Annotated in this window: 22 protein-coding genes; 14 read left to right on the top strand and 8 right to left on the bottom strand. The window is 70.7% G+C overall.

Translation table 11 applies throughout. The features are described from left to right. The first annotated feature begins 2 nt into the window (after positions 1–2). The 6 genes from ACFOWZ_RS39165 (at position 3) to ACFOWZ_RS39140 (ending at position 5,619) form a co-directional block, all read left to right on the top strand. Entirely contained in the window at positions 3–1,520 is a 1,518-nt protein-coding gene (locus ACFOWZ_RS39165) for an ABC transporter substrate-binding protein (RefSeq protein ID WP_382379016.1), read from the top strand. Next, positions 1,517–2,461, top strand: coding sequence for an ABC transporter permease (locus ACFOWZ_RS39160; RefSeq protein ID WP_382379014.1), 945 nt, complete (start codon positions 1,517–1,519; stop codon positions 2,459–2,461). Before ACFOWZ_RS39165 ends, ACFOWZ_RS39160 begins: the two co-directional genes overlap by 4 nt. Then, a complete protein-coding gene (locus tag ACFOWZ_RS39155; RefSeq protein WP_382379013.1) occupies positions 2,458–3,231 on the top strand; it encodes an ABC transporter permease in 774 nt (257 codons plus the stop codon). The genes ACFOWZ_RS39160 and ACFOWZ_RS39155 overlap by 4 nt, the downstream gene beginning before the upstream one ends. Continuing rightward, complete coding sequence (locus ACFOWZ_RS39150; protein WP_382379012.1) at positions 3,228–4,646, top strand: ABC transporter ATP-binding protein; 1,419 nt, start codon at positions 3,228–3,230, stop codon at positions 4,644–4,646. The genes ACFOWZ_RS39155 and ACFOWZ_RS39150 overlap by 4 nt, the downstream gene beginning before the upstream one ends. Next, positions 4,643–5,203 (top strand): GNAT family N-acetyltransferase, encoded by a 561-nt coding sequence (locus tag ACFOWZ_RS39145; RefSeq protein WP_382379011.1) that lies wholly within the window; start codon positions 4,643–4,645, stop codon positions 5,201–5,203. Before ACFOWZ_RS39150 ends, ACFOWZ_RS39145 begins: the two co-directional genes overlap by 4 nt. Positions 5,204–5,277: 74 nt before the next feature. Further along, positions 5,278–5,619: a Fur family transcriptional regulator gene (locus ACFOWZ_RS39140; RefSeq protein WP_382379010.1), complete on the top strand. Its 342-nt coding sequence runs from the start codon at positions 5,278–5,280 to the stop codon at positions 5,617–5,619. On the opposite strand, the gene ACFOWZ_RS39135 is transcribed toward ACFOWZ_RS39140, so the two are convergent. Next, positions 5,620–5,982 carry an ArsR/SmtB family transcription factor gene (locus tag ACFOWZ_RS39135; protein ID WP_382379009.1) on the bottom strand — a complete coding sequence of 121 codons (363 nt, stop codon included), beginning with the start codon at positions 5,980–5,982 and terminating at the stop codon, positions 5,620–5,622. Positions 5,983–6,032: 50 nt separating this feature from the next. Here ACFOWZ_RS39135 and ACFOWZ_RS39130 point away from each other — a divergent pair, with 50 nt between their 5' ends. Together ACFOWZ_RS39130 and ACFOWZ_RS39125 are read left to right on the top strand one after the other, a co-directional pair. Continuing rightward, a complete protein-coding gene (locus ACFOWZ_RS39130) occupies positions 6,033–7,910 on the top strand; it encodes a heavy metal translocating P-type ATPase (protein ID WP_382379008.1) in 1,878 nt (625 codons plus the stop codon). Positions 7,911–7,935: 25 nt separating this feature from the next. Beyond that, positions 7,936–8,235, top strand: coding sequence for a hypothetical protein (locus ACFOWZ_RS39125; RefSeq protein ID WP_382379007.1), 300 nt, complete (start codon positions 7,936–7,938; stop codon positions 8,233–8,235). A gap of 10 nt (positions 8,236–8,245) precedes the next feature. On the opposite strand, the gene ACFOWZ_RS39120 is transcribed toward ACFOWZ_RS39125, so the two are convergent. After that, positions 8,246–10,555: an ATP-binding protein gene (locus tag ACFOWZ_RS39120; RefSeq protein ID WP_382379006.1), complete on the bottom strand. Its 2,310-nt coding sequence runs from the start codon at positions 10,553–10,555 to the stop codon at positions 8,246–8,248. A 191-nt stretch (positions 10,556–10,746) separates the two neighbouring features. Here ACFOWZ_RS39120 and ACFOWZ_RS39115 point away from each other — a divergent pair, with 191 nt between their 5' ends. Both ACFOWZ_RS39115 and ACFOWZ_RS39110 read left to right on the top strand, forming a co-directional pair. Next, complete coding sequence (locus tag ACFOWZ_RS39115; RefSeq protein WP_169774246.1) at positions 10,747–10,920, top strand: DUF5999 family protein; 174 nt, start codon at positions 10,747–10,749, stop codon at positions 10,918–10,920. Between the two features lie 195 nt (positions 10,921–11,115). Beyond that, entirely contained in the window at positions 11,116–11,259 is a 144-nt protein-coding gene (locus tag ACFOWZ_RS39110) for a hypothetical protein (RefSeq protein WP_156093764.1), read from the top strand. Here the strand turns inward: ACFOWZ_RS39110 and ACFOWZ_RS39105 are convergent. The 5 genes from ACFOWZ_RS39105 to ACFOWZ_RS39085 all read right to left on the bottom strand — a co-directional run bounded on the left by ACFOWZ_RS39105 (position 11,256) and on the right by ACFOWZ_RS39085 (position 16,529). Further along, positions 11,256–12,110 carry a hypothetical protein gene (locus ACFOWZ_RS39105; protein WP_382379005.1) on the bottom strand — a complete coding sequence of 285 codons (855 nt, stop codon included), beginning with the start codon at positions 12,108–12,110 and terminating at the stop codon, positions 11,256–11,258. The two genes, ACFOWZ_RS39110 and ACFOWZ_RS39105, sit on opposite strands and share 4 nt — an antisense overlap. Before the next feature lie 271 nt (positions 12,111–12,381). Beyond that, positions 12,382–13,362, bottom strand: coding sequence for an RNA polymerase subunit sigma-70 (locus ACFOWZ_RS39100; protein ID WP_382379004.1), 981 nt, complete (start codon positions 13,360–13,362; stop codon positions 12,382–12,384). Positions 13,363–13,426: 64 nt separating this feature from the next. Further along, the gene (locus ACFOWZ_RS39095; protein WP_382379003.1) at positions 13,427–14,194 is read right to left on the bottom strand and encodes an isocitrate lyase/PEP mutase family protein; all 768 of its coding nucleotides are present in this window, start codon (positions 14,192–14,194) and stop codon (positions 13,427–13,429) included. A 3-nt stretch (positions 14,195–14,197) separates the two neighbouring features. Next, positions 14,198–15,574: a DHA2 family efflux MFS transporter permease subunit gene (locus ACFOWZ_RS39090; protein ID WP_382379002.1), complete on the bottom strand. Its 1,377-nt coding sequence runs from the start codon at positions 15,572–15,574 to the stop codon at positions 14,198–14,200. A gap of 64 nt (positions 15,575–15,638) precedes the next feature. Continuing rightward, the gene (locus tag ACFOWZ_RS39085; RefSeq protein WP_382379001.1) at positions 15,639–16,529 is read right to left on the bottom strand and encodes an NmrA family NAD(P)-binding protein; all 891 of its coding nucleotides are present in this window, start codon (positions 16,527–16,529) and stop codon (positions 15,639–15,641) included. Between the two features lie 56 nt (positions 16,530–16,585). On the opposite strand from ACFOWZ_RS39085, the gene ACFOWZ_RS39080 reads away from it, so the two are divergent. The 4 genes from ACFOWZ_RS39080 to ACFOWZ_RS39065 all read left to right on the top strand — a co-directional run bounded on the left by ACFOWZ_RS39080 (position 16,586) and on the right by ACFOWZ_RS39065 (position 21,358). Next, positions 16,586–17,296, top strand: coding sequence for a TetR/AcrR family transcriptional regulator (locus ACFOWZ_RS39080; protein WP_382379000.1), 711 nt, complete (start codon positions 16,586–16,588; stop codon positions 17,294–17,296). A 151-nt stretch (positions 17,297–17,447) separates the two neighbouring features. After that, positions 17,448–20,036, top strand: coding sequence for a rifamycin-inactivating phosphotransferase (gene rph / locus ACFOWZ_RS39075; RefSeq protein WP_382378999.1), 2,589 nt, complete (start codon positions 17,448–17,450; stop codon positions 20,034–20,036). Positions 20,037–20,149: 113 nt separating this feature from the next. Continuing rightward, positions 20,150–21,001, top strand: a complete 852-nt coding sequence (locus ACFOWZ_RS39070) for a trypsin-like serine protease (protein ID WP_382378998.1) — start codon at positions 20,150–20,152, stop codon at positions 20,999–21,001. 60 nt (positions 21,002–21,061) lie between these two features. Further along, entirely contained in the window at positions 21,062–21,358 is a 297-nt protein-coding gene (locus tag ACFOWZ_RS39065) for a DUF4326 domain-containing protein (RefSeq protein ID WP_382378997.1), read from the top strand. A gap of 78 nt (positions 21,359–21,436) precedes the next feature. Here ACFOWZ_RS39065 and ACFOWZ_RS39060 read toward each other — a convergent pair whose 3' ends face one another. Next, positions 21,437–22,216: a hypothetical protein gene (locus ACFOWZ_RS39060; RefSeq protein WP_382378996.1), complete on the bottom strand. Its 780-nt coding sequence runs from the start codon at positions 22,214–22,216 to the stop codon at positions 21,437–21,439. Positions 22,217–22,362: the final 146 nt, after the last annotated feature.

Genomic DNA, 22,362 nt, shown 5'->3' with positions numbered 1-22,362 from the left:
GAATGTCCCTCAACCGCCGCGGTTTCCTCGGTCTCACCACCTTGACGGTCGCCACCCTGGCAGGGTGTGGCAGCACTCCGGCTTCGGCCCCGCGCACCGGTGGCAGGCTGCGCGCCGCCTTCGCGGGGGGCGGTGCCAAGGAGGTCCTCGACCCGCACCTCGCGAACCTGTTCGTCGAGGCCGCTCGGTCCAAGGCGCTGTACGACAAGCTCGCGGACCTCGGCAACGACGTGTCCCCGCAGCCGAGGCTGGCGGAGAAGTGGGAGCCGAGCGCGGACCTCGCCCGCTGGCGGATCACGTTGCGCCAGGCGAAGTTCCACGACGGCAGACCGGTTCGCGCCCAGGACGTGCTCGCCAGCTACGCGCGCATCCTCGACCCGAACCGGGCGTTCCGCGCCAAGTCGAGCCTCGCGCTGATCGACCTGCCGAACAGCCGCGCCGTCGACGACCGCACGGTGGAGTTCGCGCTGAAGCGGCCGTTCGCCGAGTTCCCCAACGCCCTGGCGGCGTTCGGCGCGTACATCGTGCCCGAGGGCACCGAGGACTTCACGAAGCCCGTCGGGTCGGGAGCGTTCAGCTTCGTGTCGTTCGAGCCGGGCAAGTCCGTGCTGCTCAAGCGGAACCCGGACTACTGGGAGGGCGCGCCGCTGCTGGACGAGCTGGAGTTCCTGATCGCCAACGAGGAGTCCGCGCGCACCAACGCGTTGCTGGGCGGCCAGGTCGAGTACGCGCACGACCTGACGCCGACCACCGCGCGCAGCCACGCCTCCGGTGACCGGATGGCGATCCACCGCGCGCCCAACAGCGCCGTGCAGGCGTTCGCCATGAAGCTCGACCGGGCGCCGTTCGACAACCGCGACCTGCGCGAGGCGTTGTTCCTGCTCGTCGACCGCCCCCAGCTCGTGGAGTCGGTGCTCGCGGGCAGCGGCCAGGTCGGCAACGACCTGTTCGGCAAGGGCTACCAGCACTACGCCTCGTCGATTCCGCAGCGGGAACGGGACCTCGACAAGGCGAAGTTCCTGATCCGCAAGGCAGGCGCCGAGGGCCTGACGGTCAAGCTCGACACGTCCACCGCCGCAGCCGGCATGGTCGAGGCCGCCACGGTGTTCGCCGACCAGGCCAAGGGATCCGGCCTGACGATCGAGGTCGTCCAGGGCAACAAGGACAGCTACTGGGCCGACACGCTCAAGAACGGCTCGCTGTCGAGCTTCCGCTCCGGCGCGATGCCGATCGAGACCCACATCGCGCAACGCCTGCTGAAGGGCGCGGGCACCAACGTGACCAAGTGGAACCGCCCGGAGTTCGACGCCCTCTACGAGAAGGCGGTGTCCACTTCGGACGAAGGCGCGCGGAACGAGGCGTACGTGGAGATGCAGCGCGTGCTGCACGCCGAGGGCGGCTACCTGATGTGGGGCTTCGCCGACTGGATCGTGGGCGCGAAGCCGAACGTCGGCGGCATCTCCACCGCGCCCGCGAACACCCTGGACTGGGCACGTTTCGACAAGGTGTGGCTCGGGTGAGCCTCGCCTCCTACGCGGCCCGCCGGGTGGCGCTCGGGCTGGTGCAGGTGCTGGCCGTGGTCACTCTGGTGTTCCTGCTCGTCCAGGCCCTGCCCGGCGACGCGGCGGTGGCGCTGGCGGGCGACAACCCGGACCCCGCGCGGATCTCGGCGATCCGCGCGGCCATGGGCCTCGACCGCCCGATGTCCGAACGGTTCGTGTCGTGGCTGGCTGGCTTGCCCCGACTGGACTTCGGCGTGTCCCTCGTGTCGGGACGGCCGGTGGCGGACTTCCTGTTCGCCGGGATCGGCCCGACAGTCGTGCTGGCAGCGCTGACCCTGGTGCTGCTGGTGCCGATCTCGGTCCTGGCCGGCGTGCTGGCCGCATTGCGCGAGGGCAGCCTGCTGGACCGCGCGCTGACGTCGGTGAGCGTGGCGCTGCACTCGATCCCGGAGTTCGCGCTGGCGATCGTGCTGATCGCGGTGTTCGGCGTGCAGCTGGCCTGGCTCCCCCCGACCGCGGTGGGCGCGGACCTCCTGACCCAGCCCGCGGTGCTGGTGCTGCCGCTGGTGGTGCTGCTGGCCCGCCCGATCTGCTCGATCAGCCGCCTGGTGCGCGCGGGCATGCTCGACGCGCTGGCCTCGGACTACGTGCGCCACGCCCGCCGCCTCGGGCTGGGCGAGACGCGGATCCGCTTCGCCCACGCCCTGCCGAACGCCCTGGCGCCGGCGGTGCAGCAGGTCGCGCGGACCACGGACTGGTTGCTGGGCGGGGTGATCGTGGTGGAGGCGGTGTTCGTGATTCCGGGGCTGGGGACGGTGCTGGTGGACGCGGTGGCGGGCAGGGACCTGCCGGTGGTGCAGGGCCTGGCGGTGGTGTTCGCGGTGACGACGGTGGCGGTGAACCTGGTGGCCGATCTGGTGGCGTTCCGGCTGGCGCCGCGGGCGGGGGTGGTCGCGTGAAGCGCGCAGGCATCGGCGCTCTCCTCATCGCCGCACCCCTGACCCTGGCCCTCCTGGGCCCCCTGTTCGTCCCCGACGACCACCCCCGCACCGCCCCCTTCATGCCGCAAGGCCTCCTGGGCACCGACTTCGTGGGCCGAGACGCCTGGCACCAGGTCCTCGCAGGCGGCCAAACAGTCGTGCTCGTGGCGCTGATCGCCACCGCCCTCTCGTACGTAGTGGGCGTTCCGTACGGCGTCGTCGCGGCCACCGCCCGCCTCAGGCTGGTCGACGAGGCGCTGATGCGACCGCTCGACGTCGTGCTGGCGGTGCCGTCACTGCTGGTCCTGATCCTCGTAGCGGCCATTGCGGGACAAGGACTTCCGGTCCTCATAGCGGTGGTCGCGCTCGTCAACTTCCCCGACGTCGCCCGCCTGTCGCGTGCGGCGGCGCTGGAGATCTCCGGACGTCCCGCCTTGGAGGCGATGCGCATGCAGGGCGAGTCGTGGTGGCAGACCTCGATCGTCTACACCGGACGGTCGATGGTGCGCACGTTCGCCGCCGACCTGGGTGTGCGGCTCACCGGGGCGTTGTACCTGGTGGCGTCGGCCAGTTTTCTCGGGGTCGGGGTGCCGCCCGGCGCGGCGGACTGGGCCGTGATGGTGGATCGGAACCGGGGTGGGTTGTTCCTGCAACCGCTGACGGTCGTGGTGCCCGCGTTGCTCATCGTGTCGTTGTCCGTCGGGCTGAACCTGGTGTTCGACCGCGCCCTCAGGAAGGTACGGACATGAGCCCGGTCGTGCTTGTCGAGGACCTGCGGGCCGAAGCGAACGAAAACGTGCTGCTCGACGGGGTCAGCTTCGCGCTGTCCGCGGGACGGGTCCTGGCACTGGTCGGCGCTTCCGGCAGCGGCAAGACCACGACCGGCCTGGCGTTGCTCGGAGAGCGGTCGTCCGGCGTGACCGTCAGCGGTCGGGTGAGCCTCAGCGGACGTGTCGGGTTCGTGCCCCAGCAACCCGCATCCGCGCTCAACCCGGTGCGCAGGCTGGACTCGGTGTTCCGGGAGATCGCGGCGCTGCAAGACGGTGATCCCGAAGTGCTCATCAGCACCGCGCTGCGCCGGGCGCGGGTGCCGGCCGACCTGCTGCGGCGCTACCCGCACCAGCTCTCCGGCGGGCAGCAGCAACGGGTCGTGCTCGCGCAGGCGCTGGTCGGCGATCCGGCGGTCCTGGTGGCCGACGAACCCACCACCGGGCAGGACGCCCTGACCCGCAACGAGGTCGTCGACGAGCTCGCCGCCGTTGTCGCTCAGGGCGTGGCGCTCGTGCTGCTGACGCACGACGTCGAGGTGGTGCGGGCGCTCGCCGACGAGATCGTGGTGCTGCGCGCCGGACGCGTCGTCGAAGCCGGACCAGCCACAGAACTGCTGACCGACCCGCGCGACGACTACACCCGCGCGTTGCTCGACACCGTGCCGCCGGCACGCACCACTGCGCCGGAACGGGCACCACGGCTGCGGGTCCGCGGCCTGACTGCCCGGTACCGCAACGCGATTGTCCTGCACGAAGTCGAGCTGGAGGTCGGCGAACGGCTGGCGGTCGTCGGGCGCTCCGGCAGCGGCAAGACCACCCTCGGCCGGTGCCTCGCCGGGCTGCACCAGCAGGCCACCGGCGAGGTGCTGCTGCACGACCGGCCGCTCGCCCGGTCGCTGCGCCGCCGGTCACGGGCGGAACTGGCCGCCGTGCAGTACGTGTTCCAGGACGCGCGGGGGTCGTTCGACGAGCACCGCGATGTCCTGAACCAGGTCGCCAGGACGGCGGTGCGCCTGCGCGGAGTGCGTCCGGCCGACGCACGTGCCGCAGCACTCGCTGCCCTGAACCGCGTCGGACTCGCGGAGGAGACGGTGCTGCGCCGGCCGCGCGGCCTGTCCGGTGGCGAGCTCCAACGGGCCGCGCTGGTGCGCGCCCTGCTCGCCGAACCCGAGGTGCTCGTGTGCGACGAGATCACCTCGGGCCTGGACGCGGTGACCCGCCAAGGGTTGCTCGACCTGCTCGCGGGCGTGCCGTGCGCGCTCGTGCTGATCAGCCACGACCTCGACGTCGTGGCCCGCCTCGCCGACCGGGTGGTCGTGCTCCACGAAGGCCGTGTCGTCGCGCACGGCCCCGTGGAGACGACCCTCGACGGCGCCGAAGAGAGGATGAAGTGATCAAGCACCACAAGGGGTCCCACGAGGTGCGGCTGGCGACCCACGCCGACCTGCCGGGCGCCCGCAGCGTCATGCTGGACACCTTCTACCGCGAGTTCGGTCACGGCTACCGCCCCCAGTGGCACACGGACGTGATCGACCTGGCCGGCACCTACCTGGACACCCCCAGGCACGCGCTGTTCGTCGCGGTCGACGGCGACGAGGTCGTGGGCACCACGGCCGTGCGGGCCCAGGGACCGGCCAGCCCGCCCCACCCGGCCTGGCTCGCCGAGCGCTACTCGGGCGACCGGACAGCGCAGCTGTTCCGGGTGTACGTCCGGCCGTCACACCGCCGCCTCGGCCTCGCCCGCGCCCTCGTCGACGCCGCGGTCCGGTTCATCGCCGAAACCCCCGGCTACGAACAGATCTACCTGCACACGGACACCCGAGTGCCCGGCGCGGAAGCGTTCTGGCGCTCGGTCGCGGTCGAGGTGTGCGACGCCCGCGACGGAGATCCCGAGCGCAACCAGACCGTGCACTTCGAGATTCCCGTACCGGCCATGGCCGAACTGAGGTGACGCACGTCGTGGGTGGAAAACGCAGTGCTCGCAACGGTTTCCACCCACGACCGCTGTCGCCCAGCACACGGTTCGTGCTGACAGCCCTCGGGCGTGAAGGCACGTTCGCCAGCACGAGCGAGCTCCACCAGCGGATCCACGACCTCGGCCACCCGCTGGGAACGTCCACTGTGTACAGAGCGCTCCGGCGCCTCCGCGACCGCGGCCTGGTCGACGTCATGGTCGACGAACACGGTGAACGGCGCTACCGCCGGTGCTCGGACCGCCCCCACCACCACCTCGTCTGCTCGGCGTGCCACCGCACGATCGAGATCCCGGCGAGCTCGGCCCCTCTCCCGGCTTGGACACCCGCCGAGGGCTACACAGACGTGCTCGTGCGTGTGACGATCACGGGCACGTGCGCCGAGTGCACCTGATCAAGCGGTGTCGATGACGTCGTCGGTCGCACCGAGACCCAGGTGTTCGATGTGGTAGACGGCCTCGTCCAGCAACATCGCGACGTGGTTGTCGTACAGGCTGTAGACCACGCTGCGACCCTGGCGCGTACCGGTCACCAGCCCCAGCGCGCGCAGCAGCCGCAGCTGGTGGGACACCGCGGACTGCTCCATCTCCACGGCCTCCGCGAGCTCGCCGACCGGACAGGCCCCGTGCCGCAGGCGGGTCAGGATGCGCAGGCGGCTCGGCGTGGCGAGGGCCTGGAGCGTGGCGGCCACCGTCGCCGCCGACTCCGCGTCCAGCTGTGCGGGCGGCGTGGACCTGCCCTCGACTCCGTGACCCATGACGACATCTTACTCAGTGAACACATGAAGAGGTCTTCAGATGTTCCTGTATGGTGCTGATCGTGACTACGACGCTTGCCCTGGACGCGCCGCACCGCACACCACCACCCCTGCACCGTTCCGTCTTCACCCTCACCGAGGTCCGGTGGGCGACCGCCGCCACCGCGTTGTTCCTGGCAGGGCTCACCGTCAAGCTCGCAGGCGGTCCTGCGTGGAGCTGGTGGGCGTTGCTGCTGGGCTGCTACCTCGCGGGCGGCTGGGAGCCCGCGCTCGCCGGGTTCCAGGCGCTGCGCGAACGGACCCTCGACGTCGACCTGCTGATGATCGTCGCCGCGATCGGCGCCGCCGCGATCGGACAGGTCGTCGACGGCGGTCTGCTGATCGTCATCTTCGCCACGTCGGGTGCGCTGGAGGCCGTGCTCACCCAGCGGACAGCCGACTCCGTGCGCGGCTTGCTCGACCTCGCACCGCAGCGAGCCACCCTGCTGGAGGACGGCCGCGAACGGGAGGTCGACGCGGTGGCTCTGCGCATCGGCGACGAGATCCTGGTGCGCCCCGGCGAACGGATCGGCGGGGACGGCGTGGTCGTGACCGGCCGCAGTGAGGCGGACCAGGCCTCGATCACCGGCGAGTCGCTGCCGATGCCGAAGGAACCCGGCTCCGAGGTCTTCGCGGGCTCGCTCAACGGCACCGGTGCCCTGCGCGTCCGGATCACCCGCGCGGCCAGGGACACCGTCGTCGCCCGGATCGTGGCGATGGTCGAGGAGGCGTCCGCCACCAAGGCGAAGACCCAGCTGTTCATCGAGAAGGTCGAGCAGCGCTACTCGTTCGGCGTCGTGGCCGTGACTCTGGCGTTGTTCGCGGTGCCGCTGCTGTTCGGCGCGGCCCTCGAACCGACGCTGCTGCGCGCGATGACCTTCATGATCGTCGCTTCGCCGTGCGCGCTCGTGCTGGCCACCATGCCGCCGCTGCTGGCCGCCATCGCCAACGCCGGAAAACGCGGCGTGCTGGTGAAGTCCGCCGTGGCCGTGGAGCAGCTGGGCACGGTGGACGCGGTCGCGTTCGACAAGACCGGCACGCTCACCGAAGGCACCCCGCACGTCGTCGGCATCACCACCGACGAGAAGGAGGACGAGGTCCTCGCGCTGGCCGCCGCGGCCGAACAGTTCAGCGAGCACCCGATCGGCCGCGCGATCGTCGAGGCCGCGCGGCAACGCGACCTGGTCGTGCCGTCCGCCACCGGTTTCCGCGCCACGCCCGGCATCGGCGTGACGGCACGGGTCGGGCACCGCACCGTCTCGGTCCACCGGGCCGACTCTTCGCCGAACGACAACACGACCGTCGTCGTCACCGCGGACCACCGGCAGATCGGTGTCATCGAACTGGCCGACCGCCTCCGCCCGTCCAGCGGCCAGGCCGTCCGCGATCTCGCCGTCCTGACCGGACGAAATCCCGTGCTGCTGACCGGGGACAACCATCTCGCCGCCCAGCGCGTCGCGAACGCGGTCGGCATCATCGACGTCCGCGCGGAACTGCTGCCGCAGGACAAGGTGAGGGCGGTCGGCGAGATCGGCGGCAGGGTGCTGTTCGTCGGAGACGGCGTGAACGACGCTCCGGCACTCGCGACCGCGCACAGCGGCATCGCCATGGGGCGCAAGGGATCCGCGCTCACCGTGGACACCGCCGACGCCGTGGTGGTGGGCGACGACCTGGCCGTGGTGCCCGCGCTGGTGGCGCTGGCCCGCCGGGCGAGGAGGGTCGTGATCGCCAACCTCGCGATCGCCGGCACGTTCATCGTGGCGCTGTCCGCGTGGGACCTGTTCGGCACGTTGCCGCTCCCGCTCGGCGTCGCCGGGCACGAGGGCTCGACCGTGCTGGTCGCGCTCAACGGCATGCGGCTGCTGAGCAAGCGGGCCTGGCGGTCGTGAGCCGCACTGGGCACACTGACGAGTCGTGTCCGACCGACCTGAGATCGTGTGCATCTGCGGCTCCACCCGGTTCGTCGACGAGCTGCGTGCGGCGAACCGCGAGCTGACCCTCGCGGGCGTCATCGTCGTCGCGCCGAGCGAACCAGGTGAGTCGATCACCACCGAGCAGCGGGCCGTGGTGAACGCCCTCCACCTGCGCAAGATCGACCTGGCTGACCGGGTTCTGGTCGTCAACCCGGGCGGCTACATCGGCGAGGCCACGAGCAGGGAGATCGCCCACGCCTTCGCGACCGGCAAGCCGATCTCGTTCACCGACCCCGTATGACCAGCTCGGCCTAGGACCGTTGCTCCGACACCCAGGTCGCGACCTGCACCCTGGACTTGAACCCGAGCTTGGCGAGGATGTTCTCGGTGTGGGTCTCGGCCGTCCGCACCGAGATCACCAGGCGGTCCGCGATCTCCCTGCTGGTCAGGCCTTCCGCGATGAGCCCGGCGATCTCCGTCTCGCGCCGGGTCAGCACGCGGGGCGCCTCCTGCACCGGTTCGGCCGGAGCTTCCTCGTTCAGGGAGAACGCGATGGCCTCGTCGACGCTCATCCTCCGCCCGCGTTCGAACGCGGCGTCGAACCCGGCGTCGCCCAGCTGTGCGCGCGCGACCCGCTCGGCTTCCTCGTGGTACGGGTACATGTGCTGGTAGGTGCTCAGCGGGCGGGCCATGATCTCCCAGACCTTGTCCGCCGCGCCGAGCAGCGTCGCCGCCGGTGCCGCGTGGCCCAGGGCGGCCTCCACCCACGACAGCGACTCCACCGACCAGCCGATCCCGGTGAGGTCGCGGATGTCGCGGCGCAGGCTGATGCTCTCGCGGTACAGCTCGGCGGCGCGGTCGTGTTCGCCCCGCGCCATCGCGAAGATTCCCATGGACCAGAGTGCGTACGAGCGGTGGAAGCACTCGCCCGGTGGTTCGGTGATCCGCAGCCACTCCTCGTGGCAGGCGGTCGCGCGGGCCACGTCACCGACGAGTCCCACCGCGCTCGAGTAGCTCAGCATCAGGTCGAGGCGGCGTGGCACGTCGACGCCGGGTGGCAGCAGCGCGAGGCCCCGCTCGAACACCTCGATGGCCTTCGGCAGGTTTCCGCTGTACAGGTCGACGCTGCCCTCGACCCAGTCGGCGAAGGCGGCGACGGTCGGATCGGCCATGATCTCTGGAACGGCCGTGACGTCGGCGAGGCGCTTCAGAGCGACGTCGAACTCGCCGTCCGCGGACGCCAGGCTGCCGTCGGTGAGCACGGCCCTGGCACGGATGGCGGACGGCGGGACGCGCCGGTCGAGGGCCCGCGCGAGCCACAAGCGGCCCTCTCTGGACCACCCTCGGCCCCACCAGTAGAAGTGGAAGAGCCCCGAAAGCATCCGGAACGCGGCGTCCAGCTCCCCCGGTTCCTTCAGGCTGTGGTCCACGGCCGCCTGGACGTTGGCGTGCTCGCGGTCCAGCCGGGCGAACCAGAACACCTGCCGGGAGCTCACCCACTCGGCGTTGGCCTGCTCGATGAGGCCGAGGTAGAAGTCGCGGTGCGCGCGGAGCAGTTCGGCGTGCTCGCCGGTGTGCTGCAGCTGCTCGACGCCGAACTCCCGGATGGTCTCCAGCATCCGGTACCGCATCACGTCGCCGTGCTGCTCCGCGACGAGGATCGACTTGTCCAGCAACGAGGTCACGGTGCTCAGCACGTCCTCGGTCGCGAGTCCGCCCGCGCAGCACACCTGCTCGGCGGCGTCGAGCTCGAACCCACCGGCGAACACCGAGAGCCGGGCCCACAGCTGCCGTTCCCGTTCCGAGCACAGGCCGTGGCTCCACTCGATGCACGAGCGGAGCGTCTGCTGCCGGGCTGGCAGGTGCCGCAGCCGGGTGGTCAGCAGCTGCGGCTGGTCCAGCAGCCGGGTGAGGATCTCCTTCTCCGACAACGCCCGCACCCGTGCGGCTGCCAGCTCGATCGCGAGCGGCAGACCGTCCAGGCGCTGGCAGATCTGGGCCACCACGTCCCCGTTGTCGGCGCTCACGGTGAACCCGAGCCGCACGGACGCCGCCCGTTCGGCGAACAACACGACGGCCTCGGACCTGCTCAGCTCCTGCTCACCCACCGGTCGCTCCGGGTCGGGGAGGCTGAGCGGTGGCACCGGCATCACGACCTCGCCCGGCACACCCAGGCACTCCCGGCTCGTGGCGAGGATCCGCAACTCCGGACAGTGCGGCAGCAACGCGCCGGCCAGCCCGGCGACCGCGTCCACGAGGTGTTCGGAGTTGTCCAGCACCAGCAGCAGCCGGCGGGACGTCAGGTAGGCGACGAGCATCTCGACGGACGTGCGGCCCGCCTCGCGCATCCCGACGGCCAGCGCCACGGCGTTCGCCACCAGCTCCGCGTCGCGCAGCTCGTCCAGTTCGACCAGCACCACACCGTCCGGGAACGCCCGGTGCACCGCGCGGCTCACTTCGAGGGCCAGTCGCGTCTTGCCCACTCCGCCCGGTCCTGTGAGAGTCACGAGGCGTGACGCCGACAGCAGGCGCCTGCCCTCGTCCACCTCGCGCCGGCGGCCGACGAAACTGCTCAGTTCCAGAGGAAGTCCCGACGCCCTCCTCCGGACGACCGTGCTCATACCAACGCACGGTAGTGCGGCGTCGTCCGCCACGCAGAGTGGAATCCGGCAACGTTTCGGCCAACATCCGTACGCGTCTACGTACTTCTCCCGATGTGTTCGCGAGCCGGGAGGACCACTCTTTCTTCATGTGGCCCGGAACACACAGGCCGGTGCAGAACCGGCCGCCGGGTTCACCGGGAGCGCAAGCCATGTGCCAGCACCAGCCGCAGTGCCCCGCCGCGGCGGATCCGCGCGGCCAGTGGGCCGAGATCGCGGTCGCCCACCCCGAGCAGGGCTGGTACCTGCTCTGCAACGGGATCGTGTTGTTCGACGACGGCGGTCTCATGCTGCCGGACCACCGCGTCGTCGCTCCCGCCGCCTGAACTCGCTCGGGGGTGGTCTGCTTCGTCGGCTGCCCTCAGCGGTGCCCGGTGCACTCCCCGATGCCTGTGTCGCCTCCCCCGACGGACGCAGGCTTCCACCGGGCGGGCGGGGGTGGACGGTCTGCTCGCCGCAGCGCGCCTCTGCGGTCGGGCCGTCCGCCCCGCCTTTCGACCTCACGACTTCGGAGAGACGTCATGACCATCGACTCCGCACCACAACCCTGCCCGCGGTGCCTGCGGCCGACGGTGCTGGTCACCAACCGGCGCGGCCGCGAGTGGCTGCACGTCGGCACGTGGCTCACCCGGTGCGGCCGGGTCGCCGCGGAGCTCGTGCGTTAAGACGGCCGGAGAACCTCGCGCAGCGCGTCCGACACACCGCGTCCGTCGCCGGGGTCGAGCGCCGCGTAGATGAGCGCCTGCACCGACGTGACGAACAGGTCGCGGCTCTCCTTCGTGTCGTCCCCGGCTCCCGCCAGGTGCTGTGCGAACCCCGACGTCTGGGCGGACACCATCGCGCTGAGCGTCTCGGCCGTGACGCCGGGCCGGAACTTCACGCCGAGCAGCCGCAAACCCTCCTCGTACACCGGTACCCATCGCGTGGAATAGGCGTCGAGCAACTCGCGGTAGGCGGTCATGGCCACGGCTCGCCACTTCTCGTCGATGACGAGTGAGAGCTGGAAGAGCCAGTACTTCGCGAATCGGATGCGCATCCGCAGGTCGTGGATCGCGATCTTTGAGACGAGATCGGTGAGGTCGAGCTCACCGCCCCGCACTTTCGGCAGTGCGGCGAGCGCCTGGCGCGGTCCGTAGTTCAGGAAAAGTCCCCAGCGCGGCGCCTTGCACGTGTACTTGACGAGGCACATGAAGTAGTTCGCCATGCCGCCGGCGCCTTTCCACCGGTCGGTGAACGCGCCTTCGCCGACGTGCACGTCGTCGTACGGCAACTTCTCCGCGATCTCGGCGGCCCGGCGCAGCACCATGGGCCTCGTCAACCGGGCGCCCGCGAGCTCGTCGCGGCTGCCTCGGCTCCGGCCGGAGAGCTGGTCCTCGATTTCCTTGAGCCCGGCCTTGAGGAACACCATCGTGGCGATGTAGACGCATCGGCGCGGGTTGCGCGGATCCGCCTGGCTGGGCCGGGAGATGTAACCGCGGAACAGTTCCGGCCAGTCGACTTCGTCGTTGAAGTGCACTGGACCCCCTTGAAGATCACCTCATTCCAGCACACCGGTGGGGTGGCGACAACGTCCTGAACAGGAGGATGACGGGCCGCATTTCGGCCGCCATCGTGGAATCACGGTGTTCGGCCGAGAGGAAACGTCATGGAGAACCTGGTGGAGAGCTCGTTGTTGTCCGCTCGACTGGTCGAGGTGCTGCTCGTCCTGCTGGCGGCCGTCGTGTGCGGAAGCTGCCGGGAGAAGGGCCCTCCGCAGTGACCGGTCGCCGCGGTGGTGGCCCACCGCCTCAGCGACTCCACACCGGAGGGAAACCCGCGGCGGTGACGAGCTCTAGCCCCTCGAACTTGGTCGAGCGGGAGAAGCGCCCGTCGACCAGCGTCAGCACCCACAGGCAGTCCGCGCGCAGCACGCCCGAGGCGTCACGCCGGTAGCCGGCCATCGCGGGCTGACCGTTGGCCCTGGTCGGCAGCAACCGGACGTTGCCCCGCGTGGACGCGAAGTTCCGTTCCAGGAAAGGAATGCAGACGTGCACCCCCTTGAACCAGCTGGTGTGCGGCACGGCTTCGAGGCTGAAGTCGTCGTGGATGACCTCCCGGATCGCGGCGGCATCTCCCGCTTCGAACGCGGTGATGTAGCGGTCGAGCAGGGCGCGTTCGAGCTCGAGGTCCGGCGGCTCCAGCCGTTCGCCTTCCAGGTCCAGCTCGTCGAGCCTCCTGCGGGCGCGTTGCAGGAGGCTCTTCACCGCCGCCACGCTGACGTCGAGCGTCTCGGCGATCTCCGCGGCGGACCACGAGAGCACTTCCCGCAGCAGGAGCGCCGCCCGTTGCCGCACCGGCAGGTACTGCAGGGCCGCGATCAGCGCCAGCCGCACCGACTCCCGCCGGACGACCACGTCCTCGGGGCGGTGGCTCAGCACGGCGTCGGGCAGCGGCGAGAGCCAGGCGATGGACTCGTCACCGGCGACGCGGACACCGGGGTCGCTCTCCGGTGCGCCGAGGCCGGAGGGCAGCACCCTCCGGCTCCGGTGGTTCAACGCCGTGATGCAGGTGTTGGTCGCGATCCGGTACAGCCAGGTCTTGACCGAGGACCGTCCCTCGAACCCGGCCAGGCCGCGCACTGCGCGCAGGTACGTCTCCTGGACGGCGTCCTCGGCGTCCTGGTACGAGCCCGTCATCTGATAGCAGTGCACGACCAGCCCGTCGCGCAGCAGGCCGAACTCGTCGTGCAGCCGCACGCTGGTCAACGGTGGTAGCACCTCAGCAGACACGTCACGCTCCCGGTCGCAGGTCTTCAACTCTTCCTCGGACTCCGCGGCCGGGCAAAAGGAATCGCTACCGCAGCAGATTCGTCTCTGCGCTGAGCCGGTCGAGCGCGGCGCTGAAGCCGGACGCCCCTGCGCGGTAGAAGCGCGGGCCGTAGGACACTCGCGCCACCCCGAGTGCTCGCAACGCCTCCAGGTCGAGCTCGTCGGTGGTGTTCCCGTTGACCGGCGCCGGCACCTCGGCGACCATCCGGGCCAGGTTGTGGCTGGTCGACCCGCCGATCGGGTAGACGCAGTCCGCGCCCGCGTCCCGGTAGAGCCTCCCCCGCCGGATCGCCTCGTCGAGCCGGTCGGACTCGGCGATCCCGCCCGACGGCAGGAACACGTCGATCCTCGCGTTGACGACGATCGGGACTCCGGCGGCGTCCGCGGCGGCACGCACCTGAGCGAGCCGATCCGCTTGCGCCGCAGCGTCCACGAGGCCGCCCGCCCGGTGGTCGGTGTCCTCCAGGTTGCAGCCCGCGGCACCGGACTCCACCAACCGCGCCACCAGCTCGTCCGGCGGCAGGCCGTAGCCCGCCTCCGCGTCGACCGTCACCGGGACGGGCACGGCGGCGGTGATCCGGGCGACGACCGCGAACATCTCCTGCCACGGCGCGTTCTCGCCGTCGCGGTGGCCGAGCGACTCCGCCACGGCCGCGCTCGACGTCGCCACGACGGGAAAGCCCTTCTCCGCCACGAGTTCCGCGCTGGGCACGTCCCACGCGTTCGGCAGGACGAGCATCTTCCCGTGGTGGAGCTCGCGCAGCAGGTCGGCGTGCGCCTTGAGGTCGGACATGAACTACCCCTTCCGCGGAATGACGGTTCCGGCGAGCGCACCCACGACCGCGAGGCCCGCACCGGTCAGGACGGCGGCGGTGAAGCCGCGGGAGAACTCCTCGCTCGACGCGTAGCTCCCGGCCGCGGTGAAGCCGACGACCAGCACCGCGCCGCCGAACGCGCCGCCGAGCTGCCGCATGGAGCTGAAGGCGCCGGACGCCTTGCCGATGAACTGCGGCGCCACCGAGGTCAGCACGGCGCTCTGCGCGGCGGGCAGGCACATCGCGATGCCCGTTCCGGAGAGCACCATCGGCACGACGATCGCCGCGTACCCGACCGACGGCTCGGCGACGAGGGCGATCCAGACCATGGACAGCGCGTGCAGGCCGAGCCCGGCGACGACGAAAGGCCGTTCACCGAACCGGCCGACGTTGCGCCCCACCCACTGCGGCACGACCACCGTGGTGAGACCCCACGGTGCCAGCGCGAGCCCCGCCGCCAGCGGCCCGTACCCCAGTCCGGTCTGCAGGAACTGGGCCATGAAGAACACCACGCCGAACGCGGAGCTCCAGTGGAAGAAGATCACCACGTTGGCCGCGGTGAACCGGCGCGAGCGGAACAGGTGCAGAGGCAGCATCGGATGCGCCGCACGGCGTTGCCAGGCAACGAACATCCCGATCGCCACCAGTCCCGCCACGCCGGACCCCACGACCTCGGCGCTGCCCCACCCCTCCGCGTTGCCCTGGATCAACGCCCACATGAGGCCGAACGTCCCGGCGCCCATCAGCACGACTCCCGGCACGTCGACGGCGCGGTCCGGGCCGTGGCTCTCGTCGATCCTCGTCAGCGCGAGCCACAGCAGCACCACGCCGATCGGGACGTTGATCCAGAAGATCCACGGCCAGGAGATGCCCGCCACGACCGCACCGCCGACGAGCGGCCCCAGCGGCACGGCGATCCCGCTCACGCTCGCGAACACGCCGAGGGCCTTCGGTCGCAGCTCCGGCGGGAACGCCGCCCCGAGCAACGCCAGGGCGAGCGGCATGACGAACGCCGCCCCGGCGCCCTGGACCACCCGTCCCGCGACCAGCACCTCGATGGTCGGCGCGACCGCGCAGACCAGTGACGCCACCGAGAACACCGTGACACCGGCCGCGAACACCCGCCGGCGACCCCACCGGTCACCGGCCGCCGCAGCAGTCATGAGCAGCACGGCGAAGCTCAGCCCGTAGGCGTTCACCGTCCACTCCAGCTCGGTGATCGACGCACCGAGGTCCGTCCTGATCGCCGTCAGCGCGGTCGCGACGACCAGCGCGTCCAGGACGACCATCAGCGACGCGACCGAGGTGATCACCAGCACCCACGTCCGCGTCGATCTCCGCTTCACCACCGTGACCACGTGCATCTCCTCCTGCCGGAACTTCGCGGAGACATGGACTCCGAGCGGCGGCAGGAGGAATCGCTCAGCGGCGCACGACTTCCTCGAGCACCGCGCGCGCCGGGATCGCCGGACGGCCGAGCAGGTGCTCCAGCGTCGGATCGGTCACGGCGAACTCACCGGCCCGCGCCGCGCGGAACATGCCGAGCGTGAACTCGGCCGCCGCGACCGGTACGCCCTGGGCCGTCACGGTCGCCTTCCACTCCTCGTCGTCCACGACGACACGGCTGATCGTCCGGCCGGTGAGTTCGCTGAGAACCCTTGCCACGTCGGAGAAGTCGAGCGTCTCGGGAGCAGTCAGCGGCGGCGTGACACCGTCGAGCGCACCGGGACGCGTCAACGCGACGACGTCCGCCTCGACCAGGTCGTCGTGCGCGGTCCACGAGACCGGGCCGTCCTGCGGGAGCCGGAACTCGCCGGTCTCCAGCGCGGCGGGCACGTACAGCTCGAACGTGCTCGCGTAGAAGCCGTGGCGCAGAGCGGTGTGCGGGATGCCCTGCCCGGCCAGGTGCTTCTCGGTCCCCGCGTGCTGACGCCCCGGGTCGAACAACGAACCGGGCGACGCGGCCTGGTGGCTCGTGTAGAGCACGCGAGAGACACCCGCGCGCACGGCGGCGTCGATCGCGGCCGCGTTGGCCTCGGCGGCCTGCGGGCCCCGGATCGCGGCCGAGACGACCAGCACCTGATCGGCATCCGCGAATGCGTGCTCCAGCGTGGCGGGGTCGGTGAAGTCGCCCGCACGCACACGAACGCCCCTGTCGGCGAGCGCGGCGGCCTTGTCCGGGTCGCGCACGCTGACGCCCACGGTGTCGGCGGGAACGTGGTCGAGCAGCTTCTCGACGATCTTGCGGCCGAGCCGTCCAGTGGCTCCGGTGACGACGATCATGGCTTCCTCCAGCCTGAACCAGTGATTCACAGAAACGCTACCACTGATTCGGATCACTGATATCAAGATCCTGATACCATCGATCCATGCCGGAGCTCACCGACACCCGGTCCGCGATCGTCTCGGCCGCGACCCACCTGCTGCGCACCAGCGGCGCCCGCGCGGTGACGACCCGCGCGGTCGCCCAGGAGGCGGGTGTGCCGCCACCGACGATCTTCCGGCTGTTCGGCGACAAGGACGGTCTCCTGGAGGCGGTCGCGGAACGCGTGATGGCGGACCACGTCGCGGACAAGGCGGCGAAGGCGGCCGGCGAGAACGGCGACCCGGTCGAGGACCTGCGTGCCGCCTGGCGCGCCCACCTCGCGTTCACCCTCGCGAACCCCGACGTGTTCCTGCTCCTCGTCGACCCGGAGCGGCGACGCCGGTCGTCCGCCACCGCGGCCGGAACCGAGGTGCTGCGGGCCAGAGTCGCACGGGTGGCGGCCGCGGGGTTGTTGAAGTTCTCGCAGGAACGCGCGGTCGACATGATCCACGCCGCCGGCAGCGGCGCCGCGCTCGCGTTGCTGGGCAGGCTAGAAGAACACCGCGACCCGGATCTCGCGGACGCGTTGCTGGACGCGGTGCTCGGGGAGATCCTCACCAACACGCCCGCACGGCCCGACACCGGGCCCGCCGCCCTCGTCGTCGCGTTTCTCGCGGCTCTGCCTCAGCTCCCCGCACTCAGCGACGCGGAAAGAACGCTGCTGTCGGAGTGGCTCACCCGTGTGATGACCGAACTCCAGGCCAGACGATCGTGAGAATTCGGGCGAAAAAAGCAAAGGCAAGGAGATTCGCACTCCCTGCCACTTTCAACTTATAGCGCACAGGGGGTCTTGCGGCAAGGCCCCCGTCGTGCCGCAGAATCTGCACCCGCAGCCACCACCTGCGGAAATTGGGGGAAAGGTACGGATGGGCAGCTTTGTGCTCGATCTGAGGGAGATCGACCGAACGCACCTCGCGACGTGCGGCGGGAAGGGCGCACACCTGGGAGAACTTTCACGGATCGACGGCGTTCGAGTACCGCCGGGCTTTTGCGTCACCACTGACGCGTTCGAGCGATTCATGCGGAACATCCCGTCGATCGACGAGCACCTGGACCGGTTGGCGGGCCTGGACCCGGACGACCGAGAGGCGATCCGCACGGGCAGTGCGGAGATCCGGCGGGTGCTGGAGGACAGCGCCGTTCCCGACGACGTCGCCGCGGCGATCAGGGACGCACTCGCCGAGGCCGCGTACGCCGTGCGGTCGAGCGCGACGGCGGAGGACCTGCCGACGGCGTCGTTCGCGGGCCAGCAGGACACCTACCTCAACGTCGTGGGACCGGACGCGGTCCTGGAACACGTCCGCCGGTGCTGGGCCTCGTTGTTCACCGAGCGGGCCGTGACCTACCGGCTGCGCAACGGTTTCGGCCACCGCGGGGTCAGCATGGCCGTGGTCGTGCAGCAGATGGTCTTCCCGCACGCGGCCGGCGTTCTCTTCACCGCCGACCCCGTCACGTCGAACCGGAAGGTCGCGGCCGTGGAGGCCGGTTTCGGCCTCGGCGAGGCCGTGGTGTCAGGCCTGGTGAACACCGACGTCTACAAGGTCGTCGACGACGAGATCGTCGAGAAGACGGTCTCCGCCAAGGCTTTGGCGATCCAGGCCGTGCCGGACGGCGGTACCCGGGAGCAGGCGATCGACCCCGCCGAGAGGGAGGTCCCGACGCTGACGGACGCCCAGGTCGTGCGGCTCGCGCGGCTCGGACGGCGGATCGAGGCGCACTTCGGCCGCCCGCAGGACATCGAGTGGTGCCTGGCGGACGACGAGTTCCAGGTCGTGCAGAGCCGGCCGATCACCACGCTGTTCCCGATTCCGGAGAGTGGCGACCAGGAGAACCACGTCTACGTCTCCGTCGGTCACCAGCAGATGATGACCGACGCCATGAAGCCACTGGGTCTGTCGGTGTGGCAGCTGACGACGCCGCGGCCGATGGCGGTGGCGGGCGGACGGCTGTTCGTCGACGTCACCCCGATCCTGGCCGCGCCCACGAGCCGGGCGGCGTTCATGGACGTCGCGGGGAAGTCCGACGCGCTGATGGGCGACGCGCTGCGGACCGTGATCGACCGCGACGGCTTCCTCCCGTCCGTTCCCGGCGACGGCACCGCGCAGCCGATCCCCGGTGCCGTGCCGGCGACGATCGAGACCGATCCGGACGTCGTCACGGAGTTGATCGCGAACGCCGAGGCGTCCGTCGCCGCGCTGAAGAACGACATCGCGGTGAAGACCGGAGCCGAGCTGGTCGACTTCGTCCTCGCCGACTTCCAGGAGCTGCGCCGGATCCTGTTCGACCCGCGCAGCAGCCAGGTGATCATGGCGGGGATGCAGGCCACCTGGTGGCTCAACGAGAAGCTGCACGAGTGGCTGGGCGAGAAGAACGCGGCCGACACCCTCACGCTCTCCGCTCCCCACAACGTCACGTCGGAGATGGGCCTCGCGCTGCTCGACGTCGCGGACGTGATCCGCCCGCATCCCGAGGTCGTGGCGTTCCTCCAGAACGTCGAGGACGAGGACTTCCTGGACGAGCTGGACGGGCTCGCGGGCGGGAAGGAAGCACGCGGTGCCCTGGAGGACTACCTCGCGAAGTACGGCATGCGCTGCGTCGGCGAGATCGACATCACGAGGCCGCGGTGGAGCGAACGTCCCTCCGCACTGCTGCCCCTGATCCTCACCAACGTCAGGAACTTCGAGCAGGGCGCCGGTGAACGCCGCTTCGAGCAGGGACGGCAGGAGGCGGCGGACTTCGAACAGCAGCTGCTGGAACGCCTGCGGGCCCTGCCGGACGGGGACGAGAAGGCCGGCGAGACCAAGCGGATGATCGATCGCGTCCGGACGTTCATCGGCTACCGCGAGTACCCGAAGTACTCCATGATCAGCCGCTACTCCGTCTACAAGCAGGCCTTGCTGGACGAGGCCGGACGTCTCGTGCGAGACGGCGTGCTGCGGGACGTGGAAGACGTTTTCTTCCTGACACTGCAAGAACTCCACGACGTCGTGCGGTCCGGGCAGGTCGACGACGAGCTGATCCACGAGCGCAGGGAGGCGTTCGGAACGTACGAGACGCTCACGCCGCCGCGGGTGCTGACCTCCGACGGTGAGGCCGTCACCGGGGCGTACCACCGCGACGACCTGCCGGACGGCGCGCTCGCGGGCCTGCCGGTGTCCGGCGGGACGATCGAGGGGCGGGCCCGAGTCGTCCTGGACATGGCGGAGGCCGACGTCGAACCCGGTGACATCCTCGTCACCGCGCACACGGATCCCAGCTGGTCACCATTGTTCGCGGCGATCGCGGGCCTCGTGACCGAGGTCGGGGGCCCGATGACCCACGGCGCGGTGGTCGCACGGGAGTACGGCCTGCCGGCGGTCGTGGCGGTCGAGAACGCCACCCGGTTGATCAGGGACGGGCAGCGGATCCGGATCAACGGGACCGACGGGTACGTGGAGATCCTCGACGCGAAGTGACGAGCGGGGTGCCGGACACCGCGTTCGGCACCCCCGCGAGTCATCTGTGAAGGGTGTTGCGGCGGTTGGCGCAGAGGTTGAATCCCCCGCACGCCGTCGAAAGGGCTTCATCCATGCGTCTGATCAGAGCAACCGCGGTCACCGCCGCGCTCCTCGTCGTCTCCGCACTGCCCGCGTCCGCGATCAACTCCTACAACGCCGCTCCCGCGCCCGAACGCACCGAGGTCGGTGCGCTCGTCGCGACCTGGGACAACGACGACGACCCGGCGACCCCGGACCGCGTCGACTGGGTCTGCAGCGGCACCATGATCGATGCCGACACGTTCCTCACCGCCGCCCACTGCACCAGCGACTGGCCGGCGAACGTGAAGTTCTTCGTGTCACTCGCCCAGGACGTCCAGACCGCACTGGACAACGCCACGGGCACCCCGGCGCAGATCGCCGCCGCGGTCGCCGTGCCGGGCACCGCGCACACCCACCCCGCCTACCCCGGTTCGGCCGACGACACGCACGACATCGCCGTCATCCAGGTGTCCGCCCAGCAGATCAAGGCGCGCTGGTCGTTCACCCCGGCGACGCTGCCCACGGCGAACCGGCTGGGCGAGCTCGGGCCGCAGGGCCTCAACACCACGTCCTGGCTGGTCGCGGGCTACGGCACGCAGGAGGCCCGCCGCGGCCCCGGCGGCCAGACCCACCCCGGCGGCGGCGTCCGCATGAAGGCGCCGGTGACGTTCAACGCGCTGAACAACGCGTGGGTGCGGCTCGCCATGACCGCGCCGCAGGGCAACGGCGGCGCCTGCTACGGCGACTCGGGTGGCCCGAACTTCGCCACGATCGACGGCAGGTTCACCCTCGCCGCCACGACGATCACCGGTGACACGCCGTGCTACGCGACGAACGTCGTCTACCGGCTCGACACGCCCGGTGCCAGGGACTTCCTGCGCCCGTTCGTGACGCTGCCCTGATCGAGGGACGAGGTGTGCCCGGCCGGGCACACCTCGTCCGGGCTGCCCGATGATGGTGCGATGACCGTGGTCAACCTCAAAGGACACCGCGACGACCCGGACTACGCCGACGTCGTGTACGTCGGCAGGGCGATGCACCGCGGCGGGTGGCACCTCGACGCGTCCCCGTTCGCGAACCCGTTCAAGCCCGGCCCCGACGGCACGCGCGAAGAGGTCGTGGAGAAGTACCGCGCGTGGCTGCTCGGCCGCCCGGACCTGCTCGCCCGCCTGCCGGAGCTGCGCGGCCGCACGCTGGGCTGCTGGTGCGTGCCGCTGCCGTGTCACGCGGAGGTGCTCGAGGAGCTCGCCAACGCGTGACTCGGGGTGTCCCCTGGCGGCCTGCCGGCTGCTGGTGCGCGCCGCTTCCGTGCCACGACGAACCCGCCACCGCCTGACTCAGGGCGCCCCGTTGACCTCCTGTCGCGTGCGCTCGTGCTCCTCCTGGTCGAGGATCTCCCAGGTCGCCTGGCCGATCGCGAGCACTCCGCGCGCGGGCAGCGGAATGTTGCCGATCATCGGGTTGTCCTTCGCCCTCACCGGTTTGCCGAGGTCGGTTCCGTCGAGCGTCGCGCGTGAGGACTCGATGAAGTACATCCGCTCCGGCATCAGCTTCCCGTTGTGGCCGTTCGGCATGACGCCGGCCATCTTGACCCGGCCCAGGCCCAGGGTGCGGGCGATGAGTTCGCGGGCGCGCACCAGGGGCTGCGGTCGCCAGGTCGCGAGGGGCAGCGCGGCGCTCATGGCGTTGACGACGTCGAGCAGGCGCGTGGTGCCGACGGTCATCGTCCAGTCCAGCGCCGGCGAGTCCACCGTGACGCGCAGCGAGGTCCTGCCGGTCCAGGTGACGTCGATGCGGGCGTGGGCGGTGTGGCGGCACGCGGCGCCGTAGTAGCGCGGGCACGCCGTGTCCAGGCGTGGGCCGTCGACGTGGATCGACCAGTCGCCGCCGGGCTCGCGGTGCCAGAGGGAGCGGTACGGGCCGAAGTCGCTTTCGGGGAACACGCGCAGGGCGAGCACGTGGCCGGAGTCGAACGGCAGGCCGAACACGCCCCACCCCTTGGCGTACTCGTGGCCGGGCCACGGCGCGGTTCCTGTGCCTGCGGGCAGGGTCGACAACGAAGACAGGTCGATCACGATCATCACCTCACGTCCGAGTCCACGGCTCGGTCGAGTCACGGGAGTCGACGGTAGGCCGATCTACCCGAAACCGCGCGTCGACGCAGCTCACGGGCGGTCAGCGTCCGATGTGGACGAGCGGTTGGTACACATCCGGCTCGATGACAAGGGGTTGGCAGGAGGCTGACGTTCGTTCAGGATGCCGC

Origin of the sequence: Lentzea rhizosphaerae (genome assembly GCF_042649515.1) — a bacterium.
Lineage (GTDB): Bacteria > Actinomycetota > Actinomycetes > Mycobacteriales > Pseudonocardiaceae > Lentzea > Lentzea aerocolonigenes.
Note: the sequence above shows the minus strand (reverse complement) of the source record. Positions and strands in the feature narration are given on the sequence as shown.

Excerpts from the sequence above, each read along its gene's own strand:
- ACFOWZ_RS39080 (WP_382379000.1), top strand. The coding sequence starts at position 16,586 with ATGCCGGAGCTCACCGACACCCGGTCCGCGATCGTCTCGGCCGCGACC.
- rph (WP_382378999.1), top strand. The coding sequence starts at position 17,448 with ATGGGCAGCTTTGTGCTCGATCTGAGGGAGATCGACCGAACGCACCTC.
- ACFOWZ_RS39135 (WP_382379009.1), bottom strand. The coding sequence starts at position 5,982 with ATGGGTCACGGAGTCGAGGGCAGGTCCACGCCGCCCGCACAGCTGGAC.
- ACFOWZ_RS39070 (WP_382378998.1), top strand. The coding sequence starts at position 20,150 with ATGCGTCTGATCAGAGCAACCGCGGTCACCGCCGCGCTCCTCGTCGTC.
- ACFOWZ_RS39130 (WP_382379008.1), top strand. The coding sequence starts at position 6,033 with ATGGTGCTGATCGTGACTACGACGCTTGCCCTGGACGCGCCGCACCGC.
- ACFOWZ_RS39120 (WP_382379006.1), bottom strand. The coding sequence starts at position 10,555 with ATGAGCACGGTCGTCCGGAGGAGGGCGTCGGGACTTCCTCTGGAACTG.
- ACFOWZ_RS39165 (WP_382379016.1), top strand. The coding sequence starts at position 3 with ATGTCCCTCAACCGCCGCGGTTTCCTCGGTCTCACCACCTTGACGGTC.
- ACFOWZ_RS39115 (WP_169774246.1), top strand. The coding sequence starts at position 10,747 with ATGTGCCAGCACCAGCCGCAGTGCCCCGCCGCGGCGGATCCGCGCGGC.
- ACFOWZ_RS39065 (WP_382378997.1), top strand. The coding sequence starts at position 21,062 with ATGACCGTGGTCAACCTCAAAGGACACCGCGACGACCCGGACTACGCC.
- ACFOWZ_RS39150 (WP_382379012.1), top strand. The coding sequence starts at position 3,228 with ATGAGCCCGGTCGTGCTTGTCGAGGACCTGCGGGCCGAAGCGAACGAA.
- ACFOWZ_RS39095 (WP_382379003.1), bottom strand. The coding sequence starts at position 14,194 with ATGTCCGACCTCAAGGCGCACGCCGACCTGCTGCGCGAGCTCCACCAC.
- ACFOWZ_RS39110 (WP_156093764.1), top strand. The coding sequence starts at position 11,116 with ATGACCATCGACTCCGCACCACAACCCTGCCCGCGGTGCCTGCGGCCG.